This window comes from Streptomyces sp. MZ04 (genome assembly GCF_004684775.1).
GTDB lineage: Bacteria > Actinomycetota > Actinomycetes > Streptomycetales > Streptomycetaceae > Streptomyces.
Genome location: NZ_SRIC01000251.1, coordinates 1 through 11927, shown reverse-complemented (window position 1 = coordinate 11927; position 11927 = coordinate 1). Strand labels below are relative to the sequence as shown.

10 protein-coding genes are annotated in these 11927 nt (G+C 70.7%); 6 read left to right on the top strand and 4 right to left on the bottom strand.

Annotated elements, in window-relative coordinates:
• Positions 1–23: 23 nt before the first annotated feature.
• The 3 genes from E2651_RS34080 to E2651_RS34070 all read right to left on the bottom strand — a co-directional run bounded on the left by E2651_RS34080 (position 24) and on the right by E2651_RS34070 (position 3103).
• Positions 24–737: a gamma-glutamyl-gamma-aminobutyrate hydrolase family protein gene (locus E2651_RS34080; protein ID WP_245239397.1), complete on the bottom strand. Its 714-nt coding sequence runs from the start codon at positions 735–737 to the stop codon at positions 24–26.
• A 2-nt stretch (positions 738–739) separates the two neighbouring features.
• Positions 740–2188, bottom strand: a complete 1449-nt coding sequence (gene eat, locus E2651_RS34075; RefSeq protein WP_135335124.1) for an ethanolamine permease — start codon at positions 2186–2188, stop codon at positions 740–742.
• Positions 2189–2356: 168 nt separating this feature from the next.
• Positions 2357–3103, bottom strand: coding sequence for an FCD domain-containing protein (locus E2651_RS34070; protein ID WP_135335123.1), 747 nt, complete (start codon positions 3101–3103; stop codon positions 2357–2359).
• Between the two features lie 77 nt (positions 3104–3180).
• Here E2651_RS34070 and E2651_RS34065 point away from each other — a divergent pair, with 77 nt between their 5' ends.
• From E2651_RS34065 to E2651_RS34040, 6 genes are all read left to right on the top strand, one after another.
• Positions 3181–4551 (top strand): glutamine synthetase family protein, encoded by a 1371-nt coding sequence (locus tag E2651_RS34065; RefSeq protein ID WP_135335122.1) that lies wholly within the window; start codon positions 3181–3183, stop codon positions 4549–4551.
• 7 nt (positions 4552–4558) lie between these two features.
• Complete coding sequence (locus tag E2651_RS34060; protein WP_135335121.1) at positions 4559–5911, top strand: aldehyde dehydrogenase family protein; 1353 nt, start codon at positions 4559–4561, stop codon at positions 5909–5911.
• A 5-nt stretch (positions 5912–5916) separates the two neighbouring features.
• Positions 5917–6699, top strand: a complete 783-nt coding sequence (locus E2651_RS34055) for a 3-oxoacyl-ACP reductase (protein ID WP_135335120.1) — start codon at positions 5917–5919, stop codon at positions 6697–6699.
• A 102-nt stretch (positions 6700–6801) separates the two neighbouring features.
• Entirely contained in the window at positions 6802–8103 is a 1302-nt protein-coding gene (locus E2651_RS34050; protein WP_135335119.1) for a haloacid dehalogenase-like hydrolase, read from the top strand.
• 34 nt (positions 8104–8137) lie between these two features.
• Positions 8138–9445 carry a haloacid dehalogenase-like hydrolase gene (locus E2651_RS34045; protein ID WP_135335118.1) on the top strand — a complete coding sequence of 436 codons (1308 nt, stop codon included), beginning with the start codon at positions 8138–8140 and terminating at the stop codon, positions 9443–9445.
• Positions 9446–9473: 28 nt separating this feature from the next.
• On the top strand, positions 9474–10415 hold the full coding sequence (locus E2651_RS34040; RefSeq protein WP_135335117.1) for a DUF2510 domain-containing protein: 942 nt from the start codon (positions 9474–9476) through the stop codon (positions 10413–10415).
• A 132-nt stretch (positions 10416–10547) separates the two neighbouring features.
• Here the strand turns inward: E2651_RS34040 and E2651_RS34035 are convergent, their stop codons facing one another.
• Positions 10548–11750 (bottom strand): amino acid deaminase/aldolase, encoded by a 1203-nt coding sequence (locus E2651_RS34035; RefSeq protein ID WP_135335116.1) that lies wholly within the window; start codon positions 11748–11750, stop codon positions 10548–10550.
• Positions 11751–11927 lie beyond the last annotated feature (177 nt).

Here is an 11927-nt window from a genome sequence, read left to right as displayed (position 1 = left end):
CCCCGGGCCTTCGGCGAAAGCCGCTACGCCGCCCCCGCCGCCCGCACCAGCGCCCGCATCACCCGCAGATCCTCCCCCATCTCCGGATGCCACTGCACGCCCAACGTCCAGGCGGCGCCGGGGAGTTCGACCGCCTCCACCGTGCCGTCCTCCGCGTGGGCCGAGACGACGAGATCCCGGCCCAGGCGGGCCACCGCCTGGTGGTGGTACGTGGGGACGTCCGTCGACGCCTCCGGCGCGATCGACGCGTACAGCGTGTCCGGCACCGGCTTCACCTCGTGCGTGCCGAAGACGCCGACCGCCTCTACATGCCCCTCCATGTGCTGGGTGAGCGTTCCACCCAGTGCCACGTTCAGGAGTTGCATTCCGCGGCAGATGCCCAGGAGCGGGGTGCTCGACGCCAACGCCGCCTCGATCAGGGCCAGTTCCCACGCGTCCCGCTCCCGCGCGGGCGGCCCGGTGTGGTCCTCGGGCTCCGCGCCGTAACGGACCGGCTCGACATCGGGGCCGCCCGCGATGACCACGCCGTCGACACGGGCGACGACTTCGGCGGCGTACGAAGGATCGTCCGGCGGCAGCATCGCCGCGCTGCCGCCCGCAGCCTGGACCAGGCGCGGGTAGCCCGCCGGCAGCAGCGCCGCCTCGAGCTCCCATACGCGCCAGCGGGCATTCGACTCCAGATAGGTGCTGACGCCGATCAGTGGCCTGCCGCTCCCGCTCACTTTCATCTCCCTCATGCTCAGCCGCGCTCCAGTTCCGCCTCCGCGGCGGCCAGCGCCGCGAACTCCTCCTCCGGCGCCCGCGCCACAAGCCGCTTGCGGCTGTAGAAGCCGAAGTACGCGATCGCCACCACATATACCCCCAGCGCGATGAGTGCCGCCGTCACGTCCACCAGGAACGTCGCGACCAGCGCCGAGCAGGCGAGGACCAGTGCGACGGACGAGGTCAGCGTGCCGCCCGGCGTGCGGTAGGGGCGTTCCAGGCCCGGCTCGCGGCGGCGCAGCACGATGTGCGAGAGCGACATCAGGGCGTACGAGATGGTGGCGCCGAACACCGCGACGTTCAGCATCCGCGCACCGTCCCCGGTCGCCGCGGCGAGGCCGAAGCCGATCGCGCCCGGGACCAACAGGCCCAGGTACGGAGCCTTGCGGCTGCTCGTCAGCGACAAGAACCTCGGCAGGTAGCCCGCCCTCGACAGCGCGAAAAGCTGGCGTGATCCCGCGTAGATCAGGGAGAAGAAGGACGCCACCAGGCCCGCGAGGCCGGCGTAGTTGACGATGCGGCTGAGCGTCGTCGCCTCGCCGTCCGGCTGCAGCGCCTCCACCAGCGGATTGCCCGCCTCCTGGATGGCGTTCGCGCCGCGTGCCCCGGCCGACGCGAAGAACGTGAGGAGCGCGAGGACGATGAGGATGGCCATCGACCAGCGGATCGCCCGCGGCAGCGTGCGGGCCGGGTCCTTGGTCTCCTCGGCCGCGAGCGGTACGCCCTCCACGCCCAGGAAGAACCACATGCCGAACGGGAACGCCGCCCAGATGCCCAACAGTCCCATCGGCAGCCAGGAGTTGGAGCCGAAGGCCGAGGAGTCCACCGCGATGTCGTTCAGCTTCGACGCGTCGAAGTCCATGAACGCGGCGACCGCGAAGACGAGCAGCGCCGCCACCGCGATGCCCGTGACCACGAAGCTGAAGCGCAGCGCCTCGCCGACGCCCCAGAGGTGGATGCCGATGAAGATCACGAAGCAGGCCAGGTAGACCGGCCAGCCGGAAGTGAGGCCGAAGAGACCGAGGGATTCGACGTAGTCGCCGATGAAGATGGCGATCGCGGCCGGCGCCAGGATGTACTCGATGAGGATCGCCGTGCCGGTCAGGAAGCCGCCCCAGGGGCCGAGCGCCCGGCGCGCGAAGCCGTAGCCGCCGCCCGCCGTGGGGAGCACCGACGACAGCTCCGCCAGTGAGAAGACCATGCACGCGTACATCAGGCCCATGAGCGCCATGGCGATCGCGAGGCCGCCGAAGCCGCCCTCGGCGAGGCCGAAGTTCCAGCCCGAGTAGTCGCCGGAGACGACGTACGCGACGCCGAGTCCGGTGAGCAGGAGCCAGCCCGCGCTGCCCCGGCGCAGCGTTCTGCGCTCCAGATAGTCGTCCGCCGGCTCGGCGGTGGTGGGTGGCTTGGTGGACTCCACGGTCATGGCACGGCTCCTATGCGGCGGCGGCACTGCGGCTCGGCGGCTGGATTACTCAGGCGACTCAGGCGACTCAGGCGACTCAATGGAACGGATCCATACCTTTGCCGTGCCGGGTGCGAGAAATCAAGACCCCTGCGTTACGCCGCCGTTAATCACCCCTCACCGCGCCCCTTATGTCAGAAAACCCCGCAGCAAGGCGGCCGTGCCGGCGCAGTGCTCGCGCATCATCTCCCGCGCCCCGTCCGCGTCCCCGTCGAGCACCGCCTCCACGAGCGCGGTGTGCTGGCGCTGCGAATGCTCCAGGTTCCGAACCAAGAGGGGGATGCAGTCCAGGAGGTCGTTGACGGTCGCGCGGACCGCCGCGTACTGCGCCGTGAGCGAGGGCGAGCCGCAGAGCTCGGCGAGCGTCAGGTGCAGCAGGGTGTCCAGGCGGCGGTACTCGGACAGGGGCGCGTCATGGGTCTGGGCGAGCGCCGTGCGCAGCCGTTCCTTCTGCTCCTCGTCCAGGCCGTGCGCCGCGCAGAGTCCGGCCGACCCCACCTCGAGCACCTCGCGGAAGCGCAGCGCGTCCTCGACGTCGACATCCGCCACGCGCCGCCGCAGCTCGTCCTCGCCCGCCGCCTCGGGGCGCGGGCGCACGAACGTGCCGCCGTACCTGCCGCGCCGCGACTCGACGAGGCCCTGGTCCTGGAGCACCTTCAGGACCTCGCGCAGCGTGACCCTGCTGATGCCGAGGCGGTCGGCCAACTCCCGCTCCGACGGCAGGCGTTCGCCGCCGGGCACCAGGCCGAGACGTACGACCTGGAGGATCTGCTCCAGGGCCTCCTCGAAGCCGTTGCCCGCCCGCACGGGACGCAGCACCGGCGTCAGTCGGTCATCGGTCGCGGCGCTCGCGTCGTCGGCATCCGTGTGCGACATCTGGCCGTACCCCCTTCCCAATCAATGGTTCTCGGCAATACCTTATGGCTCTCGGCTGACCCAAGGAGGATTTTCCCGTGGCAGACCGCACACCCCCGCTCGGGGTCGAAGAGCTGCGTGCTCTCGTCACGAGCGGCGAGATCGACACTGTCGTCCTGGCCTTCCCCGATATGCAAGGGCGGCTCCAGGGCAAGCGGTTCGCCGCACCCTTCTTCCTGGACGAGGTCCTGGAGCACGGCACGGAGGGCTGCAACTACCTCCTGGCCGTCGACACGGAGATGAACACCGTCGACGGTTACGCGATGTCCTCCTGGGACCGCGGCTACGGCGACTTCGCGATGCACGCCGACCTGAGCACCCTGCGCCGCGTCCCCTGGAACGAGGGCACCGCGATGCTCATCGCGGACCTCGCCTGGAACGACGCGTCGCCCGTCGTAGCAGCGCCCCGGCAGATCCTGCGCCGCCAGCTCGACCGGCTCGCGGAGCTCGGCTTCACCGCCAACGTCGGCACGGAGCTCGAGTTCATCGTCTTCAAGGACACCTACGAGCAGGCCTGGGACTCCGGCTACAAGGGCCTGACCCCGGCCAACCAGTACAACATCGACTACTCGGTCCTCGGCACCGGACGCATCGAGCCGCTCCTGCGCCGCATCCGCAACGACATGGCGGCCGCCGGACTCGTCGTCGAATCGGCCAAGGGCGAGTGCAATCCGGGCCAGCACGAGATCGTGTTCCGGTACGACGACGCCCTGGTCACCTGCGACCAGCACGCCATCTACAAGACCGGCGCCAAGGAGATCGCGTCCCAGGAGGGTGTCTCGATCACCTTCATGGCCAAGTACAACGAGCGCGAGGGCAACTCCTGTCACATCCACCTCTCGCTCGCGGACGCCGACGGCAACAACGCCATGGCCGGTTCCTCGAACGATCCCGGTGGCATGTCGCCCGTCATGCGCCACTTCCTCGCCGGGCAGCTCGCCGCGCTCCGTGACTTCTCGCTCCTCTACGCGCCCAACATCAACTCCTACAAGCGGTTCCGGCCCGGATCGTTCGCGCCGACCGCCGCCGCCTGGGGCTACGACAACCGCACCTGCGCGCTGCGCGTCGTCGGCCACGGCCGCTCGATGCGCTTCGAGAACCGCCTGCCGGGCGGCGACGTGAACCCGCACCTCGCGGTCGCCGGACTCGTGGCCGCCGGCCTGCACGGCATAGAGCAGAAGCTCGAGCTGCCCGAGGAGTGCACGGGCAACGCCTACACCGGCGACTACGCGCATGTGCCCACCACCCTGCGCGAGGCCGCCGAGCTCTGGGAGAACAGCCCCATCGCCAAGGCCGCCTTCGGCGACGAGGTGGTCGCGCACTACAGCAACATGGCGCGGGTCGAGCTGGACGCCTTCGACTCCGCGGTGACCGACTGGGAGCTTCGCCGCTCCTTCGAACGTATGTGAGGCACCCTTGCTGGAAGTACTGAACCCGGCGACGGAAGAGGTCGTCGCGACCGTCCCCGCCGCCACCCCGCAGGACGTCGATGCTGCGGTCGTACGCGCGACCAAGGCACAGCTGCGGTGGGCCGCCACCGCCCCCGCCGACCGCGCACGCCTGCTGCGCCGCTTCGCGGTCGCCGTGGACGAACACCTGGAGGAACTCGCCCAGTTGGAGGTGCGCGAGGCCGGTCACGTCATCGGCAACGCACGCTGGGAAGCGGGCAACGTCCGCGACCTCCTCGACTTCTCGGCCGGGGGGGTGGAGCGGCTGAGCGGCCGTCAGATCCCCGTGCCCGGCGGTCTGAACGTCACGATCCTCGAACCCCTCGGCGTCGTCGGCGTCATCGCGCCCTGGAACTTCCCCATGCCGATCGCCGCCTGGGGCACGGCCCCCGCGCTCGCGGCCGGCAACGCGGTCATCCTGAAGCCCGCCGAGACGACCCCGCTCACCGCGCTCCGGCTCGCCGAACTCGCCCTGGAGGCAGGCCTTCCCGAAGGTCTCTTCCAGGTCCTGCCCGGCACGGGCGGCGTCGCGGGCAACGCCCTGGTCGAGCACCCCGGCGTCGCCAAGATCGTGTTCACCGGGTCGACCCGGGTCGGCAAGCAGATCATGACCAAGTGCGCCGACCGCGTGAAGCGCCTCACCCTCGAACTCGGCGGCAAGAGCCCGAACATCGTCTTCGCCGACGCCGATGTGGAGGCCGCCGCCCTCGCCACCCCGATGTCGTATCTCGACAACTCCGGCCAGGACTGCTGCGCCCGCACCCGCATCCTCGTACAGCGCTCGGTGTACGACCGCTTCCTGGAGATCGTGCGGCCCGCCATCGAGTCGATCGTCGTCGGCGACCCGTCCGACGAGAAGACCCAGATGGGCCCGCTGATCTCCAAGTCCCAGCTGGAACGGGTGCGTTCGTACGTCCCGTCCGGCAGCGGAATCCACGGCACCGCCCCCGAAGGCCCCGGCTTCTGGTTCCCGCCGACGCTGCTCACCGACGTCGACGCGGACGCGCCGGTGGCGACGGAGGAGGTCTTCGGCCCCGTCGCCGTCGTCCTGCCCTTCGAGGACGAGGCCGACGCGATCCGCCTGGCCAACGCGACCGAGTACGGACTGTCCGGCTCCATCTGGACGCGGGACGTCGGCCGCGCGCTGCGGGTGTCAGGGGCCGTCCAGGCGGGGAACCTGTCCGTCAACTCGCACTCCAGCGTGCGCTATTGGACCCCGTTCGGGGGTTACAAGCAGTCCGGACTCGGCCGCGAGCTCGGTCCGGACGCGCTCGCCGCTTTCACGGAAACCAAGAACGTCTTCATCAGCACGGAGGCCTGAGCCCTATGTCAGACCAGAACATCTGCCGCCGCCTGGTAGGCCGCACCGCCGTCATCACCGGTGCCGGCAGCGGCATCGGCCTCGCCACCGCGCGCCGCCTCGCCTCCGAGGGCGCCAACGTCGTCTGCGGCGACATCGACGAGACCGCGGGCAAGGCCGCCGCCGAGGAGGTCGGCGGGACCTTCGTCAAGGTCGACGTGACCGACGCCGAGCAGGTCGAGGCGCTCTTCAAGACCGCGTACGACACCTACGGCTCGGTCGACATCGCCTTCAACAACGCGGGCATCTCGCCGCCCGACGACGACTCCATCCTGGACACGGGCCTGGAGGCCTGGAAGCGCGTCCAGGAGGTCAACCTCACCTCCGTCTACCTGTGCTGCAAGGCCGCCATCCCCTACATGCGGCAGCAGGGCAAGGGCTCGATCATCAACACCGCGTCGTTCGTGGCGAGGATGGGCGCCGCGACGTCCCAGATCTCGTACACCGCGTCCAAGGGCGGCGTCCTCGCCATGTCCCGCGAGCTGGGCGTGCAGTTCGCCCGCGAGGGCATCCGCGTCAACGCGCTCTGCCCGGGCCCGGTCAACACCCCGCTGCTCCAGGAGCTGTTCGCCAAGGACCCCGAGCGCGCGGCACGCCGCCTCGTGCACATCCCCGTGGGCCGCTTCGCCGAGCCCGAGGAGATGGCGTCCGCGGTGGCGTTCCTCGCCAGTGACGACTCCTCGTTCGTGAACGCGACGGACTTCCTCGTCGACGGCGGGCTCACCGGGGCGTACGTCACCCCGCTGTAGGCCCCACCGGCAGTTCACCCCGCAGTTCACCCAGCAGCCACCCACCCGTCAGCCGGGCGTCGCACGACGCCCGGCTGACCTGCGTAAACCTGGAGCGTGTTCGTGAATCTCAAGCGCCGCGCCGTAGCGGCCACCGCAGTCATCGCCGTCGCCGGAGCCGGTCTCGTCACCGTCCAGGCCACCGCGGAGGCCACCCAGCCCGCGCGGTCCAAGGCCGCGCGCTGCCCCGACCTCACCGTCTCGAAGGGCTGGTACGGCGGGCACGACGGGAACGCAGCGCGGCTCCAGCAGATGATCGACACGTACGGAAAGTGCGGCGAGCAGCACCTCGGAGGCGGCGCCAAGCCCGTCGCCACCTTCGACTGGGACAACACGGTCATCAAGAACGACGTCGGCGACGCCACCATGTTCTGGCTGCTGCGCAACAGCAAGATACGTACGCCGAGGAACGCCGACTGGCACACCACGAGCCGCTACCTCACCGACCCCGCGGCCAAGGCCCTCACCAAGGCCTGCCCCGCCACCGGCAGCACCCTGCCCACCGGCCGCGACACGGACTGCGCCGACGAGATCGCCTCGGTCTACGCCGAGGGCACCACCAAGAGCGGGGAAGCGGCCTTCGGCGGCTTCGACCACCGCCGCATGGAGCCCCAGTACGCCTGGCTCGCGCAACTCACCCAGGGCTGGTCCACCCGCCAGGTCAAGGGCTTCGCCGCGGCCGCCCGCAAGCAGAACCTCGCCGCGCCCATCGGCACCGAACAGACCGTCGGCACCGGCAAGTTCACCGGCTGGGTCCGCTATTACGACCAGCAGCGGGATCTGATCCGTACGCTCAAGAAGGCCGGATTCGATGTGTACGTGGTCTCCGCGTCGCCCGAGCCCGTCGCCGAGGTCTGGGCGAAGAGCGTGGGCGTCGACGCCCGGCACACCATCGGCATCCGCAACGTCACCGCGCACGGCAGGCTCACCGGGCACCTCAAGGGCTGCGGCACCGTCAAGGACGGCGACGACTCGATGATCACGTACATCGACGGCAAGCGCTGCTGGATCAACCAGGAGATCTACGGCGTGCGGGGCGCGGCCGCCGAGAAGGTCCAACCCGCCGACAGGCGCCAGGTGTTCGCCGCCGGCGACTCCGACACCGACATCTCCTTCCTGCGCGACGCCACGGCCCTGCGCCTCGTCCTGAACCGCAACAAGAACGAGCTGATGTGCCGCGCCTACGACAACGCCGACGGCCGCTGGCTGGTCAACCCCATGTTCATCGAGCCCAAGGGCAGGCTCGCCGAGCCCTACCCCTGCGCCACCACCGGATACACCGAACGGGACGGCACCGAGGGCCCGGTACGCCGCACGGACGGGTCCGTCATCCCCGACCAGCAGGACACGGTGCACGGAACCTGACCAGGCCTCAGGGATTGATGTACGGTCCATGCGCATGCGCAACAGACATGCCTTGGCGTTGACGCTGGCCACGGCCGCCACTCTGGCGGCCGGGTCGGCGGCACTCCCCGCGGCCGCCGCCACGCCCGCGAACTCCCCTGCTGCGAAGGCCCATTGCCCGCAGCTGTCCAAGAAACTGACCTGGTACGGCGATAACCGCGACCGGCTCCAGCAGATGATCGACGAGCGCGGACGCTGCGGCTCCCACACGCCCGGGAGCCGGGGGCACGACCAGCAGCGTCCCGTCGCCGCCTTCGACTGGGACAACACCGTCGTCAAGAACGACATCACCGACGCGACGATCGCCTGGTCCCTGCACCACGACAAGATCCTGCGTCCCGCCACCTGGAAGTCCACCAGCAAGTGGCTGACGGACGAGGCCGACAAGGCGCTCACCGAGGCCTGCGGCACCGACGTGCCCGTGGGCGCCCCGCTGCCCACCTCCACCGACACCGACTGCGCCGACGAGATCTTCGAGGTCCGCGAGGACGGGAAGACGATGAGCGGCGCCGCCGCCTTCGCGGGCGAGTGGGACCACCGGCACACCGTGCCCCAGTACGCCTGGGTGCCCCAGCTGTTCGCCGGGCACACCGTCCGCGAACTGGAGTCGTACGCCGCGAAGGCCCGCAAGGAGGTGCTCGCCGCCCCCATCGGTGCCACCCAGAAGGTCGGCACGCACGAGATCCCCGCCTACGCCCGCTACTACGAGCAGCAGCGCGACCTCATCCGCACGCTCAAGAAGGCCGGGTTCGACGTCTACATCGTCTCGGCGGGCTCGGAGCCGGTCACCGAGGTCTGGTCGAAGGGCGTCGGCATCGACCGCGAGCACACCATCGCCATCCGCTCCGTCCTCGACGGCAAGGGCCGCATCACCACCTGGAACCAGGGCTGCGGCGACGTCCCCGTCAACCAGGGCGAGGCCATCCCCTACATCGACGGCAAGCGCTGCTGGATCAACCAGGAGATCTACGGCGTCAAGGGCAAGTCGGCCTGGGACAAGCAGGACTGGTCCCACCGCATCGCGCTCGGCGGCGGCGACGCCGACACGGATGTGACGTTCGTGGGCGACGCGACCGGCGCGCACCTGGTCCTGAACCGCAACAAGAGCGAGTTCATGTGCCGCGGCTACGACAACGCCGACGGCCGCTGGGTGGTCAACCCCATGTTCATCGAGCCGCTGCCGCGCAAGACGGACCCGTACCCGTGCTCGACGGCCGCGTACAACGAACACGACGGCAGCAAGGGCCCGGTCCTGCGCGAGGACGGCTCGGTCGTGCCCGACCAGGCGGACTCGGTGTTCTGATCTTCGCGGCACGACTTAGAGTGCCGGGATGAGCATGTCGCCCCCTCCCGGCTGGTACCCGGACCCGTCGGCACCGCACGTCGAGCGCTGGTGGGACGGTTCCGCGTGGACCGAGCACCGGCGCGCGCCCGAAGCCCCGCACACGGGCCAGGCGCAGCCGGGGTTCGGCCCGCCGACGCAGCAGCTGCCGGTGCCTTCCGGGGGAGGCGGCCGGGCCAAGGCCGTCGCGCTGGGCGCGGCCGGGGTCGTCCTGGTCGCGTCGATCGTCACCGGCGTCGTACTGCTCGGCGAAGACGACGGCGAGCCGACGGGCGGCGACCCGTCGCCGACCACGTCGGAGCCGGTGGACACCCCGTCACCGACCTCCCCGACGCCCACGACATCGGCGCCCGACCCCGACCCCTCCCACCTCGTCGACCAGCTGAACGGCATCACGATCCCCGTGCCCGACGGCTGGGAGAAGGCCGAGAACACCGTCGGCAGCGACCCGACCGTCTGGACGTCGGACACCTACGACTGCCCCGGCGAGGGCGGCTTCTGCCGGCACGGCACGGTCTACTCCCGCACGGCGACGGCCACCGACGAACGCTCGCCCAAGGCGCTGGCCCTCGGGGACATCAAGGACGCGGCGGACCGGGCGTACGACCAGGACGCGATCGGCCGACGGCCCTTCGACGGCATCGCGAGCCACGAGAAGATCAAGGAAGGGACCGTGGCGGTCGCGGGCCGCTCCGGCTACTACGTCCGCTGGCGGGTTCGCACGAAGACAGGACCGGGCGGATACGTCCAGTCGCTCGCCTTCCCCTCCAGCCTCGGGTCCGAGTCGCCGGTCGTCGTCCGCATCTCCATCGACGCCGGGGACGACGCACCGTCCCTCGCCGACATGGACAAGATCACCAAGGGCATCCGGACGATCGGCGAGGGCGCGACCAGCGGCGGCGTCGGCAACAGCGTGGGCGCCACGCCCTGACGCTCCGCTGGAAGACCGGTCCCGGATCTGCGGGCCGCATGTGGCTGGTCGAGCCCACGCGGCGGAGCCGCACATGTCACAGCCCCGCGCCCCTTCGGGGCGCGGAACCGCACCGCACTTCGACAGGACCGCTCAGAGGAACGTGTGGCCCTCTCCCCGATACGTCGGCACGGTGGCCGTCACACGGTCGCCCTCGACGAGGTGGAGCACGTCGAACCGCTCGCACATCTCCCCGGCCTTGGCATGCCGGAACCACACCTTGTCGCCGATCAGGAGATCGTCGGCGGGGGCACCGAGCAGCGGGGTCTGCACCTCACCCGCGCCCTCCTGCGGGTCGTAGCGCAGCCCTTCGGGGAGATACGGCACGGGGGAGCGGTCGGGGCCCGCGGCGCCCGACGCCGGGTAGCCGCCGCCGAGCACCGTCACGATGCCGACGCCGGGCCTGCGCACCACGGGCTGCCCGAAGAGAGCGGCCGGACGCCCGCTGAACGACGTGTAGTTGTCGAAGAGCCGCGGTACGTACAGACCCGACCCGGCGGCGATCTCGGTCACCGCGTGCTCGGCCGCCGTGTGCTGGACGCTGCCCGTGCCGCCGCCGTTGACGAACTCGAGGTCCGGCGCGATCACGCGCACCGCGCGGATGGTCTCCGCCCGGCGGGCCGCGAGCTCCTTGCGGGCCGCGCTCTGCATCATCCGGATCGCCCGCGACCTGACCGGCCGCCCCGCGATCGCGTCACCGACCCCGGCCACATGCCCCTCGTACGCCATCACGCCCACAAGCCGGAAGCCGGGCCGCCGGGCCACGGCGCGGGCGAGGGCGGCGACCTGGACAGGGGAGTGCAGGGGAGAGCGCCGCGCCCCGATCCGCACCCGCCCCCCGAGGGCCTTGAACGCGGTGTCCAGTTCGAGACAGACCCGCACCTCCTCGGCCCCCTCGCCCCTGGCCTCGTCGATGAGCCGCAGCTGCGCCGGGTCGTCGACCATCACGGTCACCGACGCGGCCAGCTTCGGGTCGGCGGTGAGCTCGGCGAAGCCGGCGCGGTCGGCCGACGGATAGGCGAGGAGCACGTCGTCGAACCCGGACCGGGCGAGCCAGATCGACTCGTCGAGCGTGAACGACATGATCCCCGCGAAGCCGTCCCTGGCCAGGACCCGCTCCAGCAGGGCCCGGCAGCGCACGGACTTGCTCGCGACCCGGATCGGCTTCCCGCCCGCTCTGCGTACGAGATCGTCGGCGTTGGCGTCGAACGCCTCGAGGTCGACGATCGCGTGGGGGGCGTCGAGGTGCGCGGTGGCCCGGTTGTAGCGGGCCCGGTCTGCTGCACGGGCTGTCATGGGCGAAGCCTGCCAGACGCGATTACCCGAGGGTAGGGGGACGATCCGGGCAGATCACCCCGGCCCGCGGACTGGTTCCCTGCCGACCTGCGTCTGCCTTTAGAGTTACGCGCACAAGAGCGAGGAAACGGGGGGTGCATGAGCACGGAAGCGCGGCGGACTCCCGTCCCGCCACAG